This window comes from Micromonospora sp. NBRC 110038, assembly GCF_020884815.1.
Classification (GTDB): Bacteria; Actinomycetota; Actinomycetes; order Mycobacteriales; family Micromonosporaceae; genus Micromonospora; species Micromonospora haikouensis.
On the sequence record NZ_BBOL01000003.1, the window covers coordinates 68,505 to 91,047 of the forward strand.

20 protein-coding genes are annotated in these 22,543 nt (G+C 75.5%); 8 read left to right on the top strand and 12 right to left on the bottom strand.

The window, feature by feature from the left end:
• Window positions 1-10 precede the first annotated feature (10 nt).
• From ngcE to LPU61_RS12025, 3 genes are read right to left on the bottom strand one after another with little or no spacing between them, the layout of a single operon-like run.
• Window positions 11-1,423 carry an N-acetylglucosamine/diacetylchitobiose ABC transporter substrate-binding protein gene (gene ngcE / locus LPU61_RS12015; RefSeq protein WP_229404961.1) on the bottom strand — a complete coding sequence of 471 codons (1,413 nt, stop codon included), beginning with the start codon at window positions 1,421-1,423 and terminating at the stop codon, window positions 11-13.
• Between the two features lie 25 nt (window positions 1,424-1,448).
• The gene (locus LPU61_RS12020; protein WP_229404962.1) at window positions 1,449-2,198 is read right to left on the bottom strand and encodes a sugar isomerase domain-containing protein; all 750 of its coding nucleotides are present in this window, start codon (window positions 2,196-2,198) and stop codon (window positions 1,449-1,451) included.
• On the bottom strand, window positions 2,195-3,151 hold the full coding sequence (locus LPU61_RS12025) for a MurR/RpiR family transcriptional regulator (RefSeq protein ID WP_229404963.1): 957 nt from the start codon (window positions 3,149-3,151) through the stop codon (window positions 2,195-2,197). Before LPU61_RS12025 ends, LPU61_RS12020 begins: the two co-directional genes overlap by 4 nt.
• 198 nt (window positions 3,152-3,349) lie before the next feature.
• Here LPU61_RS12025 and LPU61_RS12030 point away from each other — a divergent pair, with 198 nt between their 5' ends.
• Complete coding sequence (locus tag LPU61_RS12030; RefSeq protein WP_043967668.1) at window positions 3,350-4,339, top strand: N-acetylglucosamine kinase; 990 nt, start codon at window positions 3,350-3,352, stop codon at window positions 4,337-4,339.
• A gap of 92 nt (window positions 4,340-4,431) precedes the next feature.
• Here the strand turns inward: LPU61_RS12030 and LPU61_RS12035 are convergent, their stop codons facing one another.
• The 4 genes from LPU61_RS12035 to LPU61_RS12050 all read right to left on the bottom strand — a co-directional run bounded on the left by LPU61_RS12035 (window position 4,432) and on the right by LPU61_RS12050 (window position 6,464).
• Window positions 4,432-5,337 carry a hypothetical protein gene (locus tag LPU61_RS12035; protein WP_144420383.1) on the bottom strand — a complete coding sequence of 302 codons (906 nt, stop codon included), beginning with the start codon at window positions 5,335-5,337 and terminating at the stop codon, window positions 4,432-4,434.
• Window positions 5,325-5,693, bottom strand: a complete 369-nt coding sequence (locus tag LPU61_RS12040) for a peptidase inhibitor family I36 protein (RefSeq protein ID WP_043967666.1) — start codon at window positions 5,691-5,693, stop codon at window positions 5,325-5,327. Before LPU61_RS12040 ends, LPU61_RS12035 begins: the two co-directional genes overlap by 13 nt.
• Window positions 5,694-5,790: 97 nt before the next feature.
• A complete protein-coding gene (locus tag LPU61_RS12045) occupies window positions 5,791-5,991 on the bottom strand; it encodes a hypothetical protein (protein ID WP_229404964.1) in 201 nt (66 codons plus the stop codon).
• A gap of 56 nt (window positions 5,992-6,047) precedes the next feature.
• Window positions 6,048-6,464, bottom strand: coding sequence for a hypothetical protein (locus LPU61_RS12050; RefSeq protein ID WP_144420382.1), 417 nt, complete (start codon window positions 6,462-6,464; stop codon window positions 6,048-6,050).
• Window positions 6,465-6,602: 138 nt separating this feature from the next.
• Here LPU61_RS12050 and LPU61_RS12055 point away from each other — a divergent pair, with 138 nt between their 5' ends.
• Both LPU61_RS12055 and LPU61_RS12060 read left to right on the top strand, forming a co-directional pair.
• The gene (locus LPU61_RS12055; protein WP_052503904.1) at window positions 6,603-9,083 is read left to right on the top strand and encodes a tetratricopeptide repeat protein; all 2,481 of its coding nucleotides are present in this window, start codon (window positions 6,603-6,605) and stop codon (window positions 9,081-9,083) included.
• Window positions 9,084-9,127: 44 nt separating this feature from the next.
• The gene (locus LPU61_RS12060; RefSeq protein ID WP_043967663.1) at window positions 9,128-10,510 is read left to right on the top strand and encodes an acyltransferase; all 1,383 of its coding nucleotides are present in this window, start codon (window positions 9,128-9,130) and stop codon (window positions 10,508-10,510) included.
• Here LPU61_RS12060 and LPU61_RS12065 read toward each other — a convergent pair.
• Both LPU61_RS12065 and LPU61_RS12070 read right to left on the bottom strand, forming a co-directional pair.
• Window positions 10,482-11,993 (bottom strand): CoA-acylating methylmalonate-semialdehyde dehydrogenase, encoded by a 1,512-nt coding sequence (locus LPU61_RS12065; RefSeq protein WP_229404965.1) that lies wholly within the window; start codon window positions 11,991-11,993, stop codon window positions 10,482-10,484. The two genes, LPU61_RS12060 and LPU61_RS12065, sit on opposite strands and share 29 nt — an antisense overlap.
• Complete coding sequence (locus LPU61_RS12070) at window positions 11,990-13,294, bottom strand: aspartate aminotransferase family protein (protein WP_043967662.1); 1,305 nt, start codon at window positions 13,292-13,294, stop codon at window positions 11,990-11,992. Before LPU61_RS12070 ends, LPU61_RS12065 begins: the two co-directional genes overlap by 4 nt.
• 220 nt (window positions 13,295-13,514) lie before the next feature.
• Here LPU61_RS12070 and LPU61_RS12075 point away from each other — a divergent pair, with 220 nt between their 5' ends.
• Window positions 13,515-14,546 carry a hypothetical protein gene (locus LPU61_RS12075; RefSeq protein ID WP_229405277.1) on the top strand — a complete coding sequence of 344 codons (1,032 nt, stop codon included), beginning with the start codon at window positions 13,515-13,517 and terminating at the stop codon, window positions 14,544-14,546.
• Window positions 14,547-14,626: 80 nt separating this feature from the next.
• Here LPU61_RS12075 and LPU61_RS12080 read toward each other — a convergent pair whose 3' ends face one another.
• The gene (locus LPU61_RS12080; protein WP_043967661.1) at window positions 14,627-15,298 is read right to left on the bottom strand and encodes a hypothetical protein; all 672 of its coding nucleotides are present in this window, start codon (window positions 15,296-15,298) and stop codon (window positions 14,627-14,629) included.
• 476 nt (window positions 15,299-15,774) lie between these two features.
• Between LPU61_RS12080 and LPU61_RS12085 the strand changes: the two genes are divergently transcribed.
• The 3 genes from LPU61_RS12085 to LPU61_RS12095 all read left to right on the top strand — a co-directional run bounded on the left by LPU61_RS12085 (window position 15,775) and on the right by LPU61_RS12095 (window position 17,881).
• Window positions 15,775-16,587 carry a TetR/AcrR family transcriptional regulator gene (locus LPU61_RS12085; RefSeq protein ID WP_063838624.1) on the top strand — a complete coding sequence of 271 codons (813 nt, stop codon included), beginning with the start codon at window positions 15,775-15,777 and terminating at the stop codon, window positions 16,585-16,587.
• 234 nt (window positions 16,588-16,821) lie between these two features.
• Window positions 16,822-17,451 carry a DUF6230 family protein gene (locus tag LPU61_RS12090; protein ID WP_043967660.1) on the top strand — a complete coding sequence of 210 codons (630 nt, stop codon included), beginning with the start codon at window positions 16,822-16,824 and terminating at the stop codon, window positions 17,449-17,451.
• 1 nt (window position 17,452) lies between these two features.
• Window positions 17,453-17,881 (top strand): DUF6114 domain-containing protein, encoded by a 429-nt coding sequence (locus LPU61_RS12095; protein ID WP_043967658.1) that lies wholly within the window; start codon window positions 17,453-17,455, stop codon window positions 17,879-17,881.
• Here the strand turns inward: LPU61_RS12095 and murD are convergent.
• A complete protein-coding gene (gene murD / locus LPU61_RS12100) occupies window positions 17,878-19,236 on the bottom strand; it encodes a UDP-N-acetylmuramoyl-L-alanine--D-glutamate ligase (protein ID WP_043967655.1) in 1,359 nt (452 codons plus the stop codon). The genes LPU61_RS12095 and murD overlap by 4 nt on opposite strands.
• Window positions 19,237-19,323: 87 nt before the next feature.
• Here murD and LPU61_RS12105 point away from each other — a divergent pair, with 87 nt between their 5' ends.
• Window positions 19,324-20,670 (top strand): hypothetical protein, encoded by a 1,347-nt coding sequence (locus LPU61_RS12105; protein ID WP_043967652.1) that lies wholly within the window; start codon window positions 19,324-19,326, stop codon window positions 20,668-20,670.
• On the opposite strand, the gene LPU61_RS12110 is transcribed toward LPU61_RS12105, so the two are convergent.
• Entirely contained in the window at window positions 20,671-22,476 is a 1,806-nt protein-coding gene (locus LPU61_RS12110; RefSeq protein WP_229404966.1) for a PucR family transcriptional regulator, read from the bottom strand. It abuts the gene before it with no gap.
• Between the last annotated feature and the right edge of the window lie 67 nt (window positions 22,477-22,543).

Consider the following 22,543-nt stretch of genomic DNA (forward strand, 5'->3'; position numbering starts at 1 on the left):
GCCACCGGGATCAGGCGCGGGTCTGCTTCTTGATCGACGAGTCCTTGGCGACCTTGTCGGCGGCTGCCTGCATCTTGTCGACGAACTGCTGCGCGGTGAGCCGGCCGGCCATCAGCTCCTCGGAGAGGTTCTGGCTCTCCTTGTCCAGGTCGGCGTAGAAGTCGAAGAGCTTGGTCTTGATCAGGTCCTTCGGCGCGTTGCGCATCAGCTCGTTGGCGCTGGCCAGCGCCGTGTCCTGCACGCCGTCGCCGGAGCCCTTGGTGGAGGCCAGCGACTTGGTCAGCTCGGCGAACTTGGCGGAGCCGGACTTCGACAGCACGGCCCGCAGGAACTCCTTCGCCGCCGCCTTGTTCGGGGCCTTGCTCGGCACCACGAGGCCCTCGCCCGCGCCGGCGAAGACGTCCTTGGGCGCCTTGTCGGTGGCCCCGAGGCCCCAGTAGTCCGACAGCTTCATCTCGAAGCCCGGCGGGATCGTCGCCGCCATCTCGTTCTTCAGCCAGGTGCCGACCTGGATGAACGCCGCCTTGCCGTCGAGCCACGCCTGCTGGGACTGGGTGTGGTTGAGGTTGCCCGGCAGCAGCAGCTTGTCCTTGACCAGCTTCTCCCACGCCTGGAGGGCGGGCAGCACCCCGTCGGCCTTCCAGGCGTTCTCCTTCAGGTTGTCGATGTCGACGACCGCCTGCCGGCCGGCGGACTTCCAGATCGTCGCCATCAGCGCCCAGCGCGGGTAGTAGCCGTGCACGGCGTCGTGCACGTACGGGGCGATGCCCTTGGCCTTGATCTTCGGCGCGAGGGCGAAGAACTCGTCGAACGTCGTCGGCGGCTGCCAGCCCTCCTTGGCGAACAGCGCCCCGTTGTACCAGTTGCCCCACACGGTGAAGGCCACGTTGACGACGTAGAACTTGCCCTGGAAGGTGCCGTCCTCGACCGTGCCGGGCAGCAGCGTGTCGGCGACGGTGCCCTCGCTGTCCCACGCCGGGGCGGTGAGCAGGTCGTCCAGGGGCTCGATCGCGCCCTCGTTGACCAGGGTGCTGATGTCCATCATGTCGGCGCCCGAGTTCATGACGAGGTCGCTCGGCTGCGTCGCCATCTTCGGCTGCTCTTCGGTCTTGATCTTCTGGGTGGAGCTCATGTTGACCGTCACGCCCGCGTGCTTGGCGGCGAAGACGGCCTTGTCCTCGTTGGCCCACTGGTCGCCGAGGCCGCCGTTGAAGATGACGACCTTGACGGCGCTGCCGTCCTTGACGCCGAACGGGTTGTCCTTGCTCTTGGCGGCGCCGGTGTCGTCGGACTTGCTCGGCTCGCTGCCGGCGCAGGCGCTGAGCAGGCCCGCGGCGGGGGTGACGAGCAGGCCCGCCGCGGCGGCACGGCGCAGCAGGGTCCGGCGGCTCAGATCGGCCGGGTGCTCGGGGGTAACCGACATCGTTGTCTCTCCTTGAGGTGTCGAATCAGGCGGTGCGCCGGAGACGCCCGGCGTACCGCGACTCGAGGGCGAGGTTGTGCTCGTCCCCACCGGGGACGTTGGCGGAGAGGTAGATAGGGGGTACCTCCCCGGCCTGGTGGAACCGTCGTACGACCTCCGCCGTCACCAACTGCGCCAGCAGCGCGGCGGTGACCGAGGAGACCGCACAGACCGCGCCGCCGCCGGAGAGCGGCAGCAGTGCGTCACCGTACGGCGCACCGTTGTCCAGCACGACGTCGGCGAGGTCGACGAGCCGGCGCCCCGACGGGTGCCGGGGGGCGACCCGCGAGGTGTGCTCGACCGAGGTGACCGCGATCAGCGGGTGGCCGTGCCCGGTGACCAGCGTCGCCAGCTCGACCACCGAGCCGTTGATGCCGGACTGGGACGCGATCAGGAAGACGTCGCCCGGCTGCGGGGCGGCGAGGGCGTAGAGCTGGTGGGCGACGGCCGGGTCGCGTTCCAGCTTGGGGTCGGCGAGCACGTCGCGGGGCTCGTCGCCGTGCAGCACGAGGTCGTGCAGGGAGATCCGGTTGGTGGGGACCAGCCCGCCGGCCCGGGCGACCAGTTCGGCGGCGAACGCCTCGGAGTGGCCGGCGCCGAACGCCTGGAGCACCCCGCCGGCACGCAGGCCGGCGGCGATCAGGTCGGCGGCGCGGCCGACCGCCCCGGCCTGCGAGTCGACGACCCGGTCGAGGACGGGTCGGACGGCCTCGGCGTATCCCTGTGCGCTGATCATGCGGTGGCCCCCTTCGCGGCCTTGTGCCCGTCGACGGCCTGGGCGGTGCGCCGGAAGGCCGCGTGGGCGCGGTCGTGGGTGCGCTGGGCGACGGCGATGTAGAGCAGGTCGAGCACGACGAGCTGCGGGTGCCGGGCCGACAGCGCGTCGGGGCGGAACGTGGTGGCCTGGCTGGCGGTGAGCAGCACCAGGTCGGCCAGCTCGGCCAGCGGCGAGCGGGGGAAGCCGGTGAGCGCGACGGTGGTCGCGCCCCGGCTGCCGGCCTCGGCGAGCAGCTCGATGGTCTCCCGGGTCTGCCCGGTGTGCGAGATGCCGAGCGCCACGTCGCCGGGGCCGAGCAGCGCGGCGCTGGCCAGCCCCTCGTGGACGTCGCTCCAGGCCCAGGCGGCCACCCCGATGCGGTGCAGGCTGAACTGCATCTCCTCGCCGACGAGGGCGCTGCCGGACGCGCCGAAGATGTTGACCCGGCTGGCCCCGGCGATGGCCACGGCCGCCCGTTCCACCTGGGCGAGGTCGAGCAGCGCGGCGGTGTCGTGCATGGCCCGGGTGTCGGCGGCCATGATCTGGCCGAGCACCCGCTCCAGGGGGTCGCCGGGCTGGATCTCCCGGCCGATGTCGACGGTCCAGCCGGCGGAGCGGGCCCGCCCGGTCTCGGCGGCGATGCCGAGGCGCAGGTCGGCGTACCCCTCGAAGCCCATCGCGCGGCAGAACCGGGTGATGGTGGCCGGGGAGGTGCCGCTGCGCTCGGCCAGCTCGACGATGGTGGCCCGCGCGGCGGCCTCCGGGTCGCTGAGCACGTGCTCGGCGACGCGGCGCAGCGCGCCGGTCAGCTCCGCCGCGCCGGCCCGGACCCGGGCGAGCACGCCGTCGGTGGGCAGCGCGCCCCGCCGGTCGGCCGGGTCGGCGTCGACCACGGCGGCGCCCCGGGGGGTGTCGACCTCGTGATCCACCATGCGACGCCTTTCGGAAAAGAGTGTTAACTGTTAGTGGTAAAAGTTCTTACTGAAGGGCCCTCCGTGTCAAGACCGTGGTCGAAGTTTTCAAACTGTTACCTGACGCGCGGCCCCCGGCCCGGCCGGGGATCTTGCCCCGCGCGGCCGGGTCTACCAGCATGAATCCGCCCGCACCGCCGACCCGGGGAGGCCCACCGGATGTCCGACACCGTCGTGGTCGGCCTCGACGTCGGGGGTACGTCCACCCGGGCGCTCGCCGTGACGCTGGCCGGGGAACGCCTCGGCACCGGCCGGGCCGGCGGCGGCAACCCGACCAGCCATGGCGCCGAGCGGGCCGCCGCGGAACTCCTGACCGCCCTGCGCGCCGCGCTGTCCGGCGTGGACCCGGCCCGGGTGCGGGCCGGCACGATCGGGCTGGCCGGGGCGGGGCGACTGCTCGCCGACCCGGACGGGCGGGCCGCGTTCGACGGGGCGTGGCGCGACGCGGGGCTGCGCTGCCCGTACGCGGTGCACGGCGACGCCCTCGTGGCGTACGCCTCCGGCACGCCCAGCCCGCACGGCACGGTACTGATCTCCGGCACCGGCGCGATCGCCGCGCAGGTCCGCGACCTGCGGCTGGACCGGGTCGCCGACGGCCACGGCTGGCTGCTCGGCGACGCCGGCTCCGGGTTCTGGCTGGGCCGGGAGGCGGTCCGTCGGCTCCTGGCCGACCTGGACGCGGGGCACGCCCCGGGGCCGCTGGGCCGCCGGGTGCTCGCCGAACTGCTCGGCGTCGACCGGGTCGCCGACCGGCCCCGCGACACCGTCGACGCCGTGGTGCAGGCCGTCACCCGCCGGCCGCCGGTCGAGCTGTCCCGGCTCGCGCCGCTGGTGGTGGCCGCCGCCGGCGCGGACGAACCGGTCGCGGCGGGGCTGATCGGGGCGGCCGCCGGCCACCTGGCCGACAGCGCCGCGCGGATCCGCCCGGCCGGCGCGGCGGACCCGGTGGTCCTCGGCGGCGGGCTGCTCACCGGCGACACCCCACTGGCCGCCGCCGTCCGGGCGGAGCTGGCCCGGCGGTGGCCGGACGCGCCGCTGACCACGGCGGGCGACGGGGCGGCCGGGGCGGCCTGGCTCGCCGCCCGCGACCTGCCCGGGGTCGCCGACCCGGCCGCCCTGCACCCGCTGCTGGTGCCGGCGACGCCCTGACGACCGGCGGGGATGCCGCCGACGCCCGGACGGCCGGCGGTACCCCGCCGGCTGTCCGGGCGAGCCGGGCCGGTGACGGGTGGGCCCGTCGCTCAGCCGAGCACCCGCTGGCGGCGCTGCCGGAGTTGCTCGACGTCGCGCCGGAACCCGTCGGTGAGCACCTGCTGCTCCACGCGCCGCTGGGCGTCACGCAGCGCCTGCCGCAGGCCGGCCTGCTCCTGGCAGTCGGCGTCCGCCTCGGCCGTGGCGAGCTCGGCGCGGGCCACCGCGCGGACGGCTTCGGCGTCGGCCGCCGCCCGCGCCCGCTCGTACAGCGCCTCGCGCAGCTCCTCCGGGTTCGCCGCCGGGTGCCCGGCCCGGCCCACGCACGACGACCAGGTCTCCAGCGCCCGCGCGACCTCGGGGCTGTCGCCGGTGCGGGTGATGACCATGTTGCTCAGCGCCTGCACGGTGTAGAACAGGCGGTCCCAGTCGTCGCCGAAGACGGCCGCGCGCGCCTCGGTGACGCAGGCGCCGACGGCGATGGACACCTCGTTGCCATCGGGCAGCGGGAGCGTCCGCTGGCGTGTCTGGTCGCCGAGCAGCGCGGCGGCGTAGCGCGGATCGGGCGACGACGGCGTGGCGGACGGGCCGCCCTGGCGGCGGCGCATCTCCTCCGGCACGATGCCGTATCCCCGCGTCCGCGCGTCCCGGGCGTCGAGCAGGCCGTACGGGTTCCCCGGCTCCGACTCGACCGGGGCCGTCGCGGGCGGGGTGGGCTCCGCCGGGTAGTGGAACCCGCGCCGGCGCATGCAGTCCCCGGTGGCCGCCTCCACCTTCTCGTCCATCGTCCGCTGCTCGGCGTCGCTGTAGTAGGCAGCGCCGTTGAGCGGGTGGAGCGGGGCCGGGCGGGCCCGGTCGGAGGGGGAGGCTTCCCCGCATCCGACCGGGCCCGCCAGCGCCAGCAACGCCACGGCGGACGCCGCGACGGCCCGCCGCACGGATGTCAGCAGAACCACTTGTTGCTGTAGGCGTGGTGCCAGATCTTCGAGCCGGACGTCGTCTTCCACCCGGTGCCCCGGTTGAGGGGGTAGGCGGTGCCGGTGTAGTTGGTGCCGGAGTAGATGGTGACGTTGCAGCTGGCGCCGTTGTTGTAGATCGACTCGGAGTGGGTCCAGGTGTAGTAGGCGGTCAGATCCTTGTTGTTCTCCTTCACCGCGCCGGGGGTGCCGCCCCAGTTGGTGGTGGAGTAGGAGCAGGTCCTCTCGTAGGGGCAGGCGTCGGCGCTGGCGACACCGGCGGTGCCGAGCAGGGCCGAGGCGGTCAACGCGCCGGTCACGCCCAGCGTGGCGGTGAGCTTCTTCAGGTTCGGCATCTTCGTCCTCTCATGGTCACGTAGAACGGTGGTTGCAGGGGGTCGACGAGCCCGGCGGGCGGGGTGCGACCGCCCGCCGGGCCGGCACCCGTCAGAGCTACGGGCATGCCTTGGTCGTGCCCTTGGGGTTGAGGTACTCGTTGTAGACCCAGCCGATGCTGTTGCCGCCCACGTCGCGCACCCAGGTCCAGCGGTTGCCGTATGAGTTGCCGCAGGTCACTGCCGCCGCGCCGACCCCGGCGGGGGCCGCCTGCCGGTCCGCCGCCTGCGCCGGGCCGGCCAGCCCCGCGAGCGTCATCGCAGCCACCCCCGTGGCGGCCGCGATGCGCGTGCCGGGGCCACCCCGTCGACCCGTCAGAGCTTCGGGCAGAGCTTGTTCGAGCCGCCCGAGCTCAGGTACGCGTCGTAGACCCAGCCGATGCTGGCGCCCTGGGGGTCGCGCACCCACGTCCACGTGTTGCCGTAGTCGTTGACCGTGTAGCAGTCGAAGACGACCTTCGTGTCGATCGGCAGGTACGCCTTGACCGTGCAGTCGCCGTACGGGCCGGTGTGGACGGCCGCCCTCGCGGTCGTCTTGCCCGTCCGGCCGTCGTAGGGCTCGTGCGGCCAAGCCGCGTTTCCACAGGTCACGGCGGACGTACCGAGCCCGGGGGCGGCGGCGGACGCCGACTGCCGCTCCGCCGCCCCGGCCGGGCCGGACAACCCCGCGAACACCAGCGCGGCTGCCCCCGTGACCGCCGCGATCCTGCCGAACATGCCGGGATTCGTCATCCGAGCACTCCCTTCCTCCTTGGCCACCACCGGATCGGCGGAAGCGCCTCCGGCGTTGAATCTGCCAGCCGACGAGTGCCGAAACCGCGATCCTGGACGTCCATGGACGATGTCGGACGCCGATGGAAGGATGCGACCGTGACCAATGGCTCCGCTGATCCGTCCGCGCACGATCCACTCAGGACGGAGGGCGAGCTGCTGGCGGAGCTCAACCGGCTGCGGGTTCGCGCCGCCCGCTCCCGGGGCAAGGCCCGGCTCTCCCTCCAGGACCTGGCGACGGCCACCGGCGTGCCCCGGAGCAGCCTGGCCAACTACCTCAACGGGCACAGCGCGATGCCGATGGACGTGCTCGACCGGCTCCTGCTCGCCCTCGGCGTGACGCCGACCGAGGCGGGCGTGTGGGCCACCCGGTGGGAACGGGCCGTCGGCGAGCGCCTCGCGCCGGGCGGCGCCCCACGCGCGGCCACCAGCCCCGCCGCGCCGGGACCGGAGCCTCCGGCGGCCGACCCGACGCCCGGGGACGGGCCGCAGGCGCAGTCGGCCGCAGACCAGTCGGGGCCGGCGCTGCCGGTGCCCGCGCAGCTGCCGCCCACCCTCGGCGCCTTCTCCGGGCGGCAGGACGTGCTGGCGCAACTCGACGGGCTGCTCGCCGACGCGGACGCCGACCCCGCCGCCCCGGTCATCGCCGTCGTCACCGGCACGGCCGGGGTCGGCAAGACCACGCTGGCGACGTACTGGGCGCAGCGGGTCCGCGACCGTTTCCCGGACGGGCAGCTGCACGTCGACCTGCGCGGCTTCGACCCGCGCAAGCCGCCGGTGCCGCCCGCCGAGGCGGTCCGGGGCTTCCTGGACGCCTTCGAGGTGCCCCGGCACCGCGTGCCGACCGGCCCGGACGCGCAGGCCGCCCTCCTGCGCAGCCTGCTGACGGGCCGGCGCGTGCTCCTGGTGCTGGACAACGCCCGGGACGCCGACCAGGTCCGCCCGTTGCTGCCCGGTGCGTCCGGCTGCCTGGTGCTGGTGACCAGCCGTGGCCAGCTGCCCGGTCTGGTCGCGGTGGAGGGTGCCCGGCCGGTGCCGGTGGAGCTGCTCGGCCCGGCCGAGTCCCGGGCGCTGCTCGCCGCCCGGCTGGGCTCCGGGCGGGTGGACGCCGAGCCGGGGGCGGTCGACGAGATCGTCGGGCGGTGCGCGGGCCTGCCGCTGGCGCTTGCCGTCGTCGCCGCCCGCGCCGCCGCCCACCCACGCTTCCCGCTGGCCACGATCTCCGCCGAGCTGCGGGAGGCCCCGCGCCGCCTCGACCCGCTCGCCGGCACCGACCCGGGCATCGACGTGCGGGCCGTGCTGTCCTGGTCGTACGCGCTCCTCGGCACGCCGGCCGCCCGGCTGTTCCGGCTGCTCGGGCTGTCCCCCGGGCCGGACGTCGGCACGGCCGCCGTGGCCAGCCTCGCCGGGACGTCCGTCGCCGAGGTCCGGCCGCCGCTGGCCGAGCTGGTCGGGGCGCACCTGGTCACCGAGCACCGCCCCGGCCGGTTCACCTGCCACGACCTGCTGCGCGCGTACGCCCGGGAGCTGGCCGACGCGGGCCCGGCGACCGACCGGGCGGCGGCGACCCGGCGGATGCTCGACCACTACCTGCACACCGCGCACGCGGCCGAGGGATTCCTGGCCCCGCCCCGGGGCCCGATCGCGCTTGCCGATCCCGCGCCCGGGGTGGCCCCGGAGCGCGTCGACGGCCGGGCCGCCGCGCTGGCCTGGTTCGCCGCGGAGCACCGCGGTCTCGTCGCCGCCGTCGAGCACGCCGCCGGCACCGGCCACGACACGCACGCCTGGCAGCTCGCCGCCGCCTGCGTCAGCTTCTTCGACCTGCGCGGACACTGGGCCGACTGGACGGCGACGCAGCAGATCGCGCTGCGCGCCGCCCGCCGGCTGGGCGACCGGGGCGCCGAGGCCCACGCGCACCGCTTCCTCGGCGGCGCGGCCACCCGGCTCGGCCGGATCCTCGACGCCCGCGCCCACCAGTCGCGGGCACTGGTGCTGTTCGAGTCGCTGGACGACCGGATCAACCAGGCGTTCACGCACCGGAGCCTGGGCTGGATCGCCGAGCGGTCGGACGACCACCGCACCGCGCTGGGCCACGACCTGCGGGCCCTGGAGCTGTTCCGGCACGCCGGCCACCGGGGCGGCGAGGCGGCGTCGCTCAACTCGGTCGGCTGGTGCCACGCCCAGCTCGGCGACCACCGGCGGGCGATCGCGGACTGCGAGCAGGCTCTGGCCCTGCTCGACGAGCTGGGCGACCTGGACGGGGTCGCCATGACGCTCGACAGCCTCGGCTACGTCCACCGGCTGCTCGGCGAGCACGCGCGCGCCGCCGAGCTGTACCGGCGGGCCCGGGGGCTCTTCGCGGCGCTCGGTGACCGGCACGGCGAGGCCGAGGCCGGAGCGAACCTCGGTGACACCCTGTGCGAGGCCGGCGACCACGAGGGGGCCGCCGCCGCGTGGCGGCAGGCGCTGGCCATCCTCGACGACCTCGGCGACCCGAAGGCCGACGGCGTCCGGGCCAGCCTCGACGCGGTGATCTGCGCCGAGCTGGACCCGGACGGCCCGGGAACGCCCCGGCGCTGACCGATCCGGCCACCGGGCGGCCCGGCCTGGCCTAGCCTGGGCTGATGCGCCGCCTGCGGCAGCTCGCCGAGCGCACCCCGGCCGGGCGGGAACGCTACGTCGACCTGCTGCGGGCCGTCGCCATCTGCATGGTCGTCGCCGGGCACTGGGGCGTCACCGTCATCGGCCGCGACGCCGCCGGCCGGCCCACCGGCCACTCCGCGCTCGGCGACCTGCCGTGGGCGTACCCGCTGACCTGGGTGGGACAGGTGCTGCCGGTGTTCTTCCTCGTCGGCGGGTTCGCCAACGCCGCCTCGCTGACCGCGAACCGGGCCCGGGGCGGCGACGCCACCGGCTGGCTGCTGGCGCGCAGCGCCCGGCTGGTGCCGCCGACCACCGTCCTGCTGCTGGTGCTGGCGGCCGGCGCGGGCGGGTCGTACCTGTGGGGCGCCGGGGAGGCGCGGATCCGCACGGTGGTCTGGTTCGCCACCATCCCGCTGTGGTTCCTCGTGCCCTACCTGGCCGCCGTCGCGCTCACCCCGCCGATGCACGCGCTGCACCGCCGCTTCGGGCTCGCCGTGCCGGTGGCCCTGGTCGGCGTGGTCGCCCTCGGCGACGTGGGGCGGCTCGTCGGGCCCGCGCCGCTCGCGTACGGCAGCTACCTGGCCGGCTGGCTCGCCGTGCACCAGGCCGGTTTCGCCTGGTACGACGCCCACGCCGCAGCCGGCGGTCCCCGGGGCGGCGGCGCGGCCGACGGCGCCCGGCACCCGCTGCCGACGTCCCGCCCGGCGGCGGTCGCGCTGCTCGCCGGCGGCCTCGGCGCGCTGCTGCTGCTCACCGTCGCCGGGCCGTACCCGGTGGCGATGCTGCACGTGCCCGGCGAGCGGCTGGACAACGCGAGCCCGCCGAGCCTGGCGCTGCTCGCCCTGGCCACCGCCCAGCTCGGGCTGGTCCTGCTGCTGCGCGACCCGGCCGAGCGGTGGCTGCGCCGGCCCGGCCCGTGGCAGGCGGTCATCGCGGTCAACTCGGTGGTGCTGACCGTCTTCCTCTGGCACCTCACGGCGGCCTTGCTGCTGGTCGGCGCGCTGGACGCGCTCGGCCTGCTGCCCACGCCTGCGGTGGGGACCGCCGCGTGGCTGGCCTGGCGGGTGCCCTGGCTGTTGCTGCTCGCCGTGGTGCTGGCCGGGCTCGTCGCCGTCTTCGGGCCGGTCGAGGCGCGGGCCGGCCGGCGGCGGCGCGCCGGGGAGGGTGCGCGTCGCCGCCGGCCGGTCCACACCGGCCTGGTGGTCGCCGGGTACGCCGCCGTGATCGCGGGGCTGCTGGTCAACACCGTCACCCCGAAGGCCGCGCCCGAGCCGCTGGGGCTGCCCGCCCCGGCGCTGGTGGCGTACCTGGCCGGGGCGGGGCTGCTGCGATGGCTCAGGTCTGGGTGGGGAAGCCGAGGTTGACCCCGCCGTGACGCGGGTCCAGCCACCGGCTGGTCACCACCTTGCCCCGGGTGAAGAACGCCACCCCGTCGGCGCCGTGGGCGTGCAGGTCGCCGAAGAGGGACGCCTTCCAGCCGCCGAACGAGTAGTACGCCATCGGCACGGGGATCGGCACGTTGATGCCGACCATGCCGGCCTCCACCTCGTGCTGGTAGCGCCGGGCCGCGCCGCCGTCGTTGGTGAAGATCGCCGTGCCGTTGCCGTACGGGTTGGCGTTCACGAGGTCCACCGCCTCGTCGTACGAGCCGACCCGCAGGACGCCGAGCACCGGCCCGAAGATCTCGTCCGTGTAGATCGACATGTCCGGGGTGACCCGGTCGAACAGGGTCGGGCCCAGCCAGAAGCCGGCCGGGTCCCCGTCCGGGGCGACGTCGCGCCCGTCGACGACGGGCACGGCCCCGGCGGCCACCCCGGCCTCGACGTACGCGCGGACCTTCGCGGCGTGCGCGGCGGTGACCAGGGGACCCATGTCGCAGCCGCGCCGGCCGTCGCCGGTGCGCAGCCGGCCCATCCGCTCGGCGATCCGGGCGACCAGGGCGTCGGCGACCGGCTCCACCGCGACCAGCGCGGAGATCGCCATGCACCGCTCCCCCGCCGAGCCGAAGCCGGCGTTGACCGCCGCGTCGGCGGCGAGGTCCAGGTCGGCGTCGGGGAGCACCACCATGTGGTTCTTCGCCCCGCCGAGGGCCTGCACCCGCTTGCCGGCGGCGGTGCCGCGCTGGTGCACGTGCCGGGCGACGGGGGTGGAGCCGACGAACGACACCGCCTGCACCCCCGGGTGGTCGAGCAGCGCGTCGACCGCCTCGGCGTCGCCGTTGACCACGTTGAGCACCCCGTCGGGCAGGCCGGCCTCGGCGAACCACTCGGCCAGCAGCAGCGCCGCGCTCGGGTCCTTCTCGCTGGGCTTGAGCACCACCGCGTTGCCGCAGGCCACGGCGACCGGGACGAACCACAGGGGCACCATCACCGGGAAGTTGAACGGGGAGATCACCGCGACCACCCCGAGCGGCTGGCGCAGGCTGTACGAGTCGACCTCGGTGGAGACGTTCTCGCTGAACCCGCCGCGCAGGGCCGAGGGGATGCCGCAGGCGTACTCGATGACCTCCAGGCCGCGCTGCACCTCCCCGGCGGCGTCGGCGAGCACCTTGCCGTGCTCGGCGGTGATCACCTCGGCGAGCCGGTCGCGGCGGGCGTTGACCAGCTCGCGGAACGCGAACAGCACCGCGGTCCGCTTCGCCAGGGAGGCGTCGCGCCAGGTCCGCGCGGCGCGGCCGGCGGCCTCGACCGCGTCCGCCACGTCCGCGGCGGAGGCCAGCGCCACCTGTCCGGTACGCCGGCCGGTGGCCGGGTCGAACACGTCCCCGCGCCGGCCGGACGTGCCGTCGACCCGCTTGCCGTCGACGAAGTGCCCGATGAGGTCTCCGCCGCCCGCCCCGGACGTCACGCCGCCACCTCGCCGTCGGCGCAGGAGCGGATGGCATCGACCAGGATGGCCAGCCCCTCGCGGGCCTCGTCCTCGGTGAGGGTCAGCGGCGGGCCCATCCGCAGCACGTTGCCGTAGAGGCCGCCCTTGCCGACGAGCAGCCCGCCGGCCCGGCACGCCTCGAAGACCCGGGCGGTCAGGGCCGGGTCGGGCTCGACGGTGCCCGGGTGGACGAACTCGACGCCGAGCATCAGCCCCCTGCCGCGTACCTCGGCGACGCAGTCGAGGCCGCCCACGGCGGCCCGCAGCCCGTCGGCGAGGATCGCGCCGACGCGGGCCGCGTTGGCCTGGAGGTCGTGGTCGAGCAGGTAGTCCAGCACGGCGTTGCCGGCGGCCGTGGCGAGCGGGTTGCCGCCGAAGGTGGAGAAGCTGATGGCCGGCACCGACTCCATGATCTCGGCCCGGCCGACGACCCCGGCGAGGGCGAAGCCGTTGCCGATGCCCTTGGCGAAGGTGAGCAGGTCCGGGGTGACGCCGTGCGCCTGGTAGCCCCAGAAGTGCTCGCCGGTGCGCCCCCAGCCGGTCTGCACCTCGTCGGAGATCAGCAGGATGCCGTGCTCGTCGAGCACCTTCCGCCACGCCGCGAGCAGGCCGTCGGGGCCGTGCACGAAGCCGCCGACGCCCTGGATCGGCTCGGCGATCAGGCAGGCGACGTCGCCGGCGGTCTGGGTGGCGAGGACCTCGCGCAGGTCCTCGACCGCCGCGTCGAGGCGGTCGGCGGGGTCGAGGCGGGACAGCAGGCCGCGCAGCCGCTCGCCGGAGTGCAGCCAGGCCACCTGGAGCGGGTTGAGGGCGCTGGCCGACCAGCCCCGGTTGCCGGTGACGCCCATCGTCGCGTACGTGCGGCCGTGGTAGCTGTTGCGCACGGCGAGGATCTGGTGGGAGCGGCGGTGGTTGGTGGCGGCCAGCAGGGCGGCCTCGTTGGCCTCGGTGCCGGAGTTGGTGAAGAAGACCCGGGCGTCGGGGATGCCGGAGTGCCGGGCGATCTTCTCGGCCAGCTCGACCTGCTGGCGGATCAGGTAGAGCGTCGAGGTGTGCACGAGGCCCGTGGCGAGCTGCCGCTGCACGGCCTCGCGGATCTCGGGGATGTCGTAGCCGATCATGTTGGTCAGCACGCCGCCGAAGAAGTCCAGGTAGGTGCGGCCCTGCGCGTCGGTGACCCGGCGACCGGAGCCGGAGACCAGCTCGATCGGCTCGGCGTAGTAGAGCGGCATCCAGGACGGCAGCACGGCCCGGTGCCGGGCCAGCAGGTCGTCGGTCATTCGTCGCACCCTCCAGCGCGTTGGCGGTCACCGCACGCTCCCACCCACCGGCGGCGGGGACAACTGCCACTGTGTAGCGGACCGGCGGCCTTCGGCTGACAGCACGTCAACCGATCGGCTGCGGTTTCCGGGGCGTCCGGCGCGACCGACGCGCGTTTCCCGTCGCCCCGGGCTCCGGAGGCGACGCGATCCGCACGGTACGATCCGGGGCGTGCGGATCATGCGGGACGTGCCGCTGCCCGACGGGGCGGCGGGCGCTCCCCCGGCACGGATCGTCGACGGGGTGCGCGCGTGGGTGACCTCGCCGCCGCTGCGGGACCTCGTCGCGCGGTTCGGCGGCGACGGTCCCCCGGGCGATCCGCCCTCCGGCGACCGGCTCCCCCGTGACCCGCTCTCCGGCGACCCGCTCTCCGGCGATCTGGCGGCGGCGCTGGCCTGGCTGGACGACTTCTCCGCCCGGCACTGGGACTTCCGGGGCGGCCGGGAACGCCCCGAGGCCGCCGAGCCGGCGTTCGACCCCCGCACGGCGGGGCTGGTGCTCGCCGCTGCCGCCGCGCTGGGCCTGGTCCGCCCGGTTCCGCCGGCCCGCCGGGCGTACGCGCACCTGGTCGTCCTCGGGGGGCTCGCGCACGCCTGCCTGCGCCGGGTGGCGTACGCCGCGCACCTGGTGCGCTCGGGCACGGCGGTGGCCGGCGAGGTGGCCGTGCTGGGCAGTTTCCGCCCGCTGTCGGTGGCGGAGCGGCGGACTCTGGCCGACGCGGGCGTCGCGGCCGGCGACACCGAGGTGGACGCCCTCGACGCGGCGGTCCGGCTCGCCTTCGGGATGGCCGGGCCGGCCGAGGCGGACGGCGTGGACGCCGGCCACCCGCACCGCTCCTGGTCCTCGCGCACCTGGCGGCCGGCGGGATCACCCCCGGTGCGGGTGCTCGCCGCCCCGTCCAGCGAGCCCGGGCGGCGGCGCGCGCACACCGCCGACACGCAGCGGTTCTGGGCCGAGCACGTCCGGCTCGCGCCGGGCGACCCGGTGCTGATGGTCACCGCGCCGGTCTACGTGCCGTTCCAGCACTGCGACGCGCTGCGCACGCTGGCCGTGCCGTACGGGTGCGGGATCGAGACCGTCGGCGTCGACCCGGCCCTGCCCGACCTGGTCCGGCTGCCCGAGCCGGCCCCGACGCCGGGGCGCTACCTCCAGGAGATCCGCTCGGCGATCCGGTCGATGCGCGCCCTGCACGCCGCCGTCGCGGACGGCTGAGCGGCCGGGACCGGGAGACCCGGGGGCGGCCCGGCCGGCGTCCGACGGGGAGATCGGACGCCGGCCGGGCCGGTGGAGGATCAGTTCACGTAGACCGTCGCGCCGCCCTGGGTGGTGTCCCGGACCGGGGCGTACGTCGCGCTGAAGTACGCCGAGGAGAAGCAGGTGCCCGGGCCGGCGGACTTGGTGAACGGCTGGTTGACGAAGGCGATCGAGGTGGTGGCGTTGGACGCCGTCCCCCGCACGACGCCGCCGTTGGCCTTGTAGACGCAGGTGACGTTGCCCAGCAGGGTGCGCAGCGAGACGGTGCTCTGGATCGACCCGGTGAGGGTGACCGCGCCGGCGCTGGTGACGGAGACGGCGTAGGGCAGGTTGTCGACCGTCACGCTGTTGACCCCGAGGGTGCCGACCACGTTGCTGGTGCAGCTGGTGAAGGTCTGCCCGGTGAGGCTCTCGGTGGCGGTGCCCGGGGCGGCCGGGTTGGTGACCGCCTTGGCGGTGAAGGTGGACGCGGCGCACTTGACGCCGGTCGTGCCGGTGGCCGACGAGTAGAAGTTGGCGGTGGTCCCGGTCTGGAGGCTGGCCTGGAGGGTGTCGCCGACGGCGACGGCGGTCCCGCCGGCGCTGCCGGTGGTGAGCACCGTGTTGGCGAGGGCGGCCGGGCCGGCGGCGGAGGCGGGGGCCGCCGCGACGAGGGAGCCGAGCAGCGCGACGGCGGCGAGGCCGACGGCGGCGCGTCCGTACCTGGGCATGGTGGGTCCTTTCGACGGGTGGTGGTGCGACGGCGGCGGCCGGACCGGCGGGTCACCGCGCCCGGCGGGCCGGGCGCGGCCGGGCGGCCGCGGAGGTGGCCACGGAGGGACGCCGTGGCCGTGGGCCCGCCACCGGTGGACGGTCGGCGGCGGCGGGGACGGACGCCGCCGGGCGGCGGCGGGGCGGGGTGTGCGGGTCGGTCACCGGTGACCCGGCGGAGCGGCCCTCGGGGTCCGGCCGGTCAGCCGGTGCCGGGTGGGGCACTGCGGCGCAGCCGCGTCACCCGCACCTTTCCGGCCTTGGGGGCGCCCGCGCGGTCGGCGATAATGGCGACCATCGAGCCCCCCTTCGGCGCTGCTCGGTGCGGCCATCCGGCGAAGATGACCATCAGTGACCCGACCGGAACCCAACGTGGTGAAGTTATAAACCCCGGAGGGTCGCAAAGTCAATCGTCGATTCAGGGAGGTCGATGTCAATGTCGCTGGCACCCCACCCGGAGACCGGATCCGCACCCCTGCCGCCGGAGCCCCGGCCCGACTCCACGCCCCTGCCGGGGGCCCGACCGGGGCGCGACCCCGAGCGGGCGATCAAGCGGGGCCCGCGCCGCCAGTCGGCCGAGGCGGTCGCGGCGACCCAACGCGACCGGCTCTTCGACGGGCTCGTGCACGAGGTGGCGGCCAGGGGCTACGACAACGCCCGGGTCACCGACATCTGCGGCGCGGCCGGCGTGACCCGCCCCGCCTTCTACGCCCTCTTCGCCGGCAAGGAGGACGCCTTCCTGGCCACCTACCGGCACGGCACGGCCGTCCTGCTGCGCCTGATGGACGACGCCTACGCCGGGGCGGGACCGGACTGGACCACCGCCGCCCGGGCCGCCCTGCGGACCCTGCTGGAGGTGCTGGCGAGCGTGCCCGCGTTCGCCCGGATGGCGCTCGTGGAGATCGACGCGGCCGGCCCGGCGGCCCGCGACGAGCGCGACCTGCTGCTGTCGCGGTTCCACCGGTTCTTCCACCCCGCCCGGCCCCGGTCGCCCCTGTCACCCGAGGAGGACGACCTGCTGGTGACGACGGTGGTCGCCGGCATCTACGGCACCCTGCGCCTGCGGGTGAGCCAGGGCCGCACGGCCGAGCTGCCCCGGCTGCTGCCGGTCCTGACGTACGCGATGACCGCGCCGTTCCTCGGCCCCGGGGCCGGCGACCGGGCGGCGCGGGCGGCCGACGCGGGCGGCCCGGGTGTCACCGCCCCCTGCGCGGTCGACCCGGCGCGCCCGGCCCGGGGGGACGACTGAGCGGGCCGCCGGACCGCAGCGCGATCAGAAACCGTCGCGGTTTCTCACTATCGGCAATTTTTCGCAGATCGACCGGCTCCACTGGGCATCAATCTTGACCCACCCTTTACTCAGCGGTAACTTCGCCCTGCGACGGGCTCGACACGCCGTACGCGAACCAATTCAGATCATCGCCCCGCTCCGCGCAGCGCCTCCGCATTGTCGCGGACGAATCGATCTCGAAGAGGAGCCGTCATGTCGGACGACACCGTATCCACCGAGCCGGTCCCGCCCTCCGGCGGCGTGCGCTGGCGGCGGTTCGCGGTCAGCCTGGCCGCCGCCGGGGTGGGCGCCGCCGGAATGGTGCTGCTCACCGCGCAGGGGGTGCTCGGCGCGCAATTCGCGATCTCCGGAATGCCCTTCGTCGTCACCGCCGACAAGCTCGACGGGACCGGGTTCGAGCAGTTCGCCACGCTCGACCAGATGATCGAGGACAGCCCCAACCAGGGCGACACCGGCGGCCAGGTCGTCGTGCTCGTCTCGGCGATCGACAAGGCCGAGCTGACCAACCTGTGCCAGAGCATCAACCTCGGCGGCATGTACATGAAGCTCACCGCCGGCACCGGCGGGAAGCCGGTGACCGCCCGCACGATGGTCGTCGACTCCGACGAGATCTCCGGCAACGCGTCGTTCCAGTCGATCGACATCGGCCAGGACGCCAGCACGCTGGACAAGGTGCCCGGGGTGCGCGGCAACCCGGGCGTCTTCGGCCAGCAGGCCGACAAGGTGACCATCACCGGGCTGCGGCAGAACAACTACGCCACCACCGCCGCGGTGTTCACCCTGCCGAACCTGCGGATGAGCTTCTCCTCCGAAGGCTGCTGAGATGGCCGGGGGTGACGCGACGCCCCGGGCCGCCGGGGGATCGGCCGCCGGCGGGGCCGGCCGGTGGCGGGCCTGGCGGCGCAGCCGTCCCTTCTGGGGCGGCCTGCTCGTCGCCCTCGGCGGCGCCGAGATCCTCGTGACGCTGCGCGCGCCGCTGCCGGTGATCCTGCACGTCGGGCCGCAGGGCCTGGCCGGCTACCTGGTGCCGGTCATCCTGCTGCTGTGCGGCGTGCTGCTGCTGGCCCACCCGCCGCAGCGGCTGTTCTACGCGCTGGTCTCCCTGGTGCTCGCCCTGGTCTCCTGGCTGACGTCCAACCTGGGCGGCTTCTTCGTCGGGATGCTGCTCGCGCTGGTCGGCGGCTGCCTCGCCTTCGCCTGGACGCCGGTCAAGGCGCACCGCCGCCCGGCCGAGGCCGCCCGCAGCGGTTAGCGGGCGGGGTGGGTCGCGGTGTCCCGGACCGCCTCGGCGAACACCTCGGACCGGTGCTCGAAGTTGCGGAACCGACCGTAGCTGGGCGCGGCCGGCGAGAGCAGCACCACCCCGCCGGCCGGGGTCACCTCCCGGGCCCGGCCCACGGCGGCCACCAGGTCGTCCACCACCTCGGCCCGCACCTTCGGCAGCCCGGCCAGGGCGGCCACGATCCGTTCCCCGCTGTCGGGGATGCCGAGCACGGTGATCTCCCGCTCGGCCAGGTGCTCGCGCAGCGGGGCGTAGTCCAGCCCCCGGTCGGTGCCGCCGACGATCACCGTCAACGGCCGCCCCTCGTACGCGTCGATGGCGTGCATCGCCGCGTACGGGCTCGTGGCCAGGGTGTCGTCGACGAAGGTGAGCCCGGACGGGTCGGCGATCTCGGTGAGCCGGTGGGCCAGGCCCTGGAACCCGGCCACCGCGACCGCGAGGGTGTCGGCGCGGGCCGCCACGTCCACGCCGAGCGCGTCGAGCACGGCGAGGGCGACGCAGAGGTTGCCCTCGTTGTGCCGGCCCACCAGGGGCAGCACCGCGCGCGCGAACAGGGGCCGGTCGCCGAGGTGGAACCAGGGCGTGCCGTCCGGGCCCGGGGCCACGTGCGTGGTGTCCGGGGAGCCGGCGCGCACGGCCGGCCGGTCGCCCAGCTCGGCGGCGAGCCTCGGGTCGGCCCCGTTGACCACGATCGTCTGCGGCCCGTGCGCCAGCAGGTTGAGCTTGTCCCGGTAATATTCCCGCTCGCCGCCGTGCGCGTCCAGGTGCTCGGGGAAGAGCGCGGTGACCACCGCCACGCGCGGCGAGTCGGTCAGGTCGGCGCACTGGTAGCTGGACAGCTCCAGCACGTACAGGTCGGCGTCGGGCAGGTCGAGCAGCGGCACCCCGATGTTGCCGCCGAAGACGTTCGGCCGGTCGACCGCCGTGAGCAGGTGACTGATCAGGCTGGACGTGGTGGACTTGCCCTTGCTGCCGGTCACCCCGACGGTCCGCCGGGCGTGGTCGGCCATCCACAGCGCGCTGCCCTGGGTGACGGTGACCCCCCGGCGGCGCAGCTCCACCAGCCACGGGTGGGTGTTCGGCACCCCGGGCGAGCGGACCACCACCTCGGCGGCGGCCAGCCGGGCGAAGCCCTCCTCGCCGGTGACCAGCGGGGCAGCCTCGGCCAGCGGCCCCTCCCAGGGCAGGGCCAGGAAGTTGGCGCTGTCGTCGACCGCGACCAGGCCCGCCGGGCCGTGCGCGGCGATCGCGATCACCGCCGCCCGGCCCTCCCGGCCGGTGCCCCAGACGGCGACGGTACGTCCGCGCAGGTCAGACAGGCGCACGGGGGATCTCCTCCACGGTCGGGCACGTCGGCGGGCCGGTCCGACGCAGCCGGGCACGGCCGGACGAACCAGGGCCTAGTATGGCGTGTGCCCAACGAGCAGCTCCGGCGGATGGACGCCTTCACCTTCCCGTCCTACTCGATCGACCTCGCCACCGGCGAGGCGTTGTTCGACTACGCCCTCACCGGCCCGGGCGGCGAGCAGCGGTTCACCGAGGCGATCACCCTCCCCCTGCCGGCCGAACCGCCGTCCGACGCCACGGTCGCCACCCTCGGCCGGGTCCTGGAGCTGCTGCACGTGGTCGCCGGCGTCAGCTACTACAAGGCCGCCGCGCCCCGCCGGCTGGTGCTGCCGGCGCCGCTGGGCGGGGCCGCCGCCGCGCTGGTCACGGCCGTCTACACCAAGGGCCTCGCCGAGTACGCCTACCGCAACCAACTCCCGCACGTGCTGGAGCTGACCCCGGAGATCCCCGCGGGCTCGGTGTCGCCCGCGCGCGCGTACGACAACTCCGACCTGCGCCCCCTGTCGGCCGTCGGCGGGGGCAAGGACTCCATCGTCAGCCTGGAGGCGCTGCGCCGCGCCGGCCTCGACCCGGTGCCGTTCTCGGTCAACCCGAACCACGTCATCGTCGCGGTCAACGAGGCGTCCGGGCTGACCGCCCTCGCGGCGCGGCGGCGCATCGACCCGGTGCTGTTCGACCTCAACGCCGCCGGGGCCCGCAACGGGCACATCCCGGTCACCGCGATCAACTCGCTGATCGCGGTCGCCACGGCCGTGCTCAACGGGCTCGGCCCGGTGGTGATGTCCAACGAGCGGTCCGCGTCCGACCCGAACCTGGTCTGGAACGGCCACGAGATCAACCACCAGTGGTCCAAGGGGGTGGAGGCCGAGGGGCTGCTGCGGGCGGCGCTGGCCGAGCACGCCGGGCTCACCGAGCCCTACTTCTCGCTGCTGCGCTCGCTGTCCGAGCTGCACATCGCCCGGCTCTTCGCCGAGATCGACCGGTACGACGACGTGGTGACCAGCTGCAACGCCGCGTTCAAGCTGCGCGACGCGAGCGAGCGCTGGTGCCGCGACTGCCCGAAGTGCCGATTCGTGTTCCTGGCCATGGCCCCGTTCATGCCGCGCGAGCGGGTCGTGCGGATCTTCGGCGGCGACCTGCTGGCCGACGGGTCCCAGATCCCCGGCTACCGGGAGCTGCTCGGCGTGGACGGGCACAAGCCGTTCGAGTGCGTCGGCGAGGTCGAGGAGTCGGTGGTGGCGCTGAGCCTCCTCGCCGAGCAGGAGCAGTGGCGCGCCGCCCCGGTCGTGCGGGCCCTGGTCGACGCGGTCCCGGAGACGGCCTGGTCGGCGGCGGCCACCTCGGACGTCTTCACCCCCGGCGGCCCCCACTTCGTCCCCTCCGCCTACGCGAAGGCCCTCCTGCCCGGCTGATCAGGGGGCGCGGACGGCGTCCAGGGCCAGCAGGGCCACGTGCAGGGACAGGCACACCTCCACCGAGTCGAGGTCGGCGTCGAGGATCCGGGCGATGCGGGCCAGCCGCTCGTAGAACGCCGGCCGGGACAGGTGCGCGGCGGCGGCCGCCGCCGACTTGTTGCGCCCCTGCTCCAGGTACGCCCGCAGGGTGCCGAGCAGCTGCTCGCGGGGGTGCCGGGCGTCGTACGCCAGCAGGGCACCCAGCTCGCGCTCGACGAACGTCTGCAGGCGCGGCTCGTCGCGCAGCAGGTGCAGCAGGCCGGCCAGCCCGACGTGCGGCAGCCGGAAGACCGGCAGGTCCCGGCGGTCCCGGCGGGCCGCGTCGGCGACCTGCCGCGCCTCCACCAGCGAGCGGCGCGCCTCCCGCAGGCCGCCCACCCCGGAGCCGGCAGCGACGATCACCGCGCCCGCACCGTTCCCCCGGGCGGGCTCGGGCGTCCGGGCCGGTGCGGGCTCGGCGGCCCTCGGCCCGGCGGCGTCGACCCGGTTGCGACGCAGCGCGGCGGCGAACCCGGCCAGCGCCCGTTCCTCCGCCGCCGGGTCGGGCAGGGCGAGCAGCACGCCCACCGACTGGTCGTCGACGGCGCTGCTCAGCCCGGTCAGCTTCGCCTCGCGCAGGGCCTGCCCGACCGCCTCCGACAGGTCCCGCAGCCGGGCCGGCCCCGCCTCCGGGTCCACCGGTCCGGGCCCCTCCGGCGGGGTCCCGTCGGCGGCCGGTTCGTCGCCGCGGTAGCGCACCACCACGCCGACCAGGTGCCGGCGCTCGAGCACCACCCCCAGCGCCCGCGCGCGCAGGGCCACCTCGTCGACCGGGCGGGAGTGGTCCAGCAGGGCGGTGAGCAGCGTCCGGTGGATCTGCCGCTCCAGCCCCTCGGCGTCGCGCCGGATCAGCCGGCCCAGCGCGAGCGCGGAGGCGGCCCGCTCGACGAGGATCGTCAGCCGGGTCGGCGGGGCCTGCGGCGGCGGGGCGACGTCGGCGGGCCCCGGCTCCGGCGCCCCGTCGGGCACCGGCACGCCGGTGGTCAGCTCCCCGCCGCCCGGCCAGCGCAGCAGCAGCCGCCCCCAGTCCTGCCCCCGGGCCCCGACGGTGGTCACCAGCCAGCCCCGGTCCGCGTCGTACGCGGTCCGCCCGGGCGGGCTGATCCGCCGGGAGTGCTGCTCCCAGCCGTCCAGCAGCAGCTCGGCGCTCTGCCCCGCCGGGTCGTACGCGAGCACCTGCCGCGACAGGTTCTCCAGCACCACCGGGCAGCCGGACAGCTCGGCGGCCTGCCGGACCACCTCGGCCGGGCCGGCGCCCTCGACCGACAGCTCGGTGAACCGCTGGTGGATCTCCTCGGTCGCCCGCAGCTCGGTGAGCTGGGCGTCGACGATCAGCGCGTGCACGGCCTCGGTGACCCGCACGAACGGGGTGGCCCGGCGCAGCTCGACCAGGGGCAGCCCGCGCCGGGCCGCGGCGGCGGCCATCACCCGGGGCACGCCGCTGACATACCGGCGGCCCAGCTCGACGACGAGGCCGGAAACCCCGACGTCGGCCAGCTCGCCGATGAACGCACGCAGCCCGGCGTCCTCGCCGGGCAGCCCGATGCCGGTGGTGAGCACCAGCTCACCACCGCGCAGCAGGGACGCGATGTCGGGCACCTCCGCCACGTGCACCCAGCGCACCGGCCGGTCCAGGCCGGCCTCCCCGGCCACCAGGCGGGGCGCGCCGTGGCGGATCGGGTCGAGCGCGAGGATCTCACGGACGGTAGGGAACACGGGCGACACGCTACCGTCCGTGACTCCGATCCTGAACAGGCCGCGACGGGGTACGCGCCGCCGATGCCGGGCGACC

What these genes read in the sequence shown, in the direction of transcription:
- LPU61_RS12080 (WP_043967661.1), bottom strand. Translation starts at nt 15,298, where the DNA reads ATGCCCAGGTACGGACGCGCCGCCGTCGGCCTCGCCGCCGTCGCGCTG.
- LPU61_RS12060 (WP_043967663.1), top strand. Translation starts at nt 9,128, where the DNA reads ATGCGCCGCCTGCGGCAGCTCGCCGAGCGCACCCCGGCCGGGCGGGAA.
- LPU61_RS12095 (WP_043967658.1), top strand. Translation starts at nt 17,453, where the DNA reads ATGGCCGGGGGTGACGCGACGCCCCGGGCCGCCGGGGGATCGGCCGCC.
- LPU61_RS12025 (WP_229404963.1), bottom strand. Translation starts at nt 3,151, where the DNA reads ATGGTGGATCACGAGGTCGACACCCCCCGGGGCGCCGCCGTGGTCGAC.
- LPU61_RS12050 (WP_144420382.1), bottom strand. Translation starts at nt 6,464, where the DNA reads ATGACGAATCCCGGCATGTTCGGCAGGATCGCGGCGGTCACGGGGGCA.
- ngcE (WP_229404961.1), bottom strand. Translation starts at nt 1,423, where the DNA reads ATGTCGGTTACCCCCGAGCACCCGGCCGATCTGAGCCGCCGGACCCTG.
- LPU61_RS12070 (WP_043967662.1), bottom strand. Translation starts at nt 13,294, where the DNA reads ATGACCGACGACCTGCTGGCCCGGCACCGGGCCGTGCTGCCGTCCTGG.
- LPU61_RS12030 (WP_043967668.1), top strand. Translation starts at nt 3,350, where the DNA reads ATGTCCGACACCGTCGTGGTCGGCCTCGACGTCGGGGGTACGTCCACC.
- LPU61_RS12085 (WP_063838624.1), top strand. Translation starts at nt 15,775, where the DNA reads ATGTCGCTGGCACCCCACCCGGAGACCGGATCCGCACCCCTGCCGCCG.
- LPU61_RS12040 (WP_043967666.1), bottom strand. Translation starts at nt 5,693, where the DNA reads ATGCCGAACCTGAAGAAGCTCACCGCCACGCTGGGCGTGACCGGCGCG.
- LPU61_RS12045 (WP_229404964.1), bottom strand. Translation starts at nt 5,991, where the DNA reads ATGACGCTCGCGGGGCTGGCCGGCCCGGCGCAGGCGGCGGACCGGCAG.
- LPU61_RS12020 (WP_229404962.1), bottom strand. Translation starts at nt 2,198, where the DNA reads ATGATCAGCGCACAGGGATACGCCGAGGCCGTCCGACCCGTCCTCGAC.
- LPU61_RS12075 (WP_229405277.1), top strand. Translation starts at nt 13,515, where the DNA reads ATGCGGGACGTGCCGCTGCCCGACGGGGCGGCGGGCGCTCCCCCGGCA.
- LPU61_RS12090 (WP_043967660.1), top strand. Translation starts at nt 16,822, where the DNA reads ATGTCGGACGACACCGTATCCACCGAGCCGGTCCCGCCCTCCGGCGGC.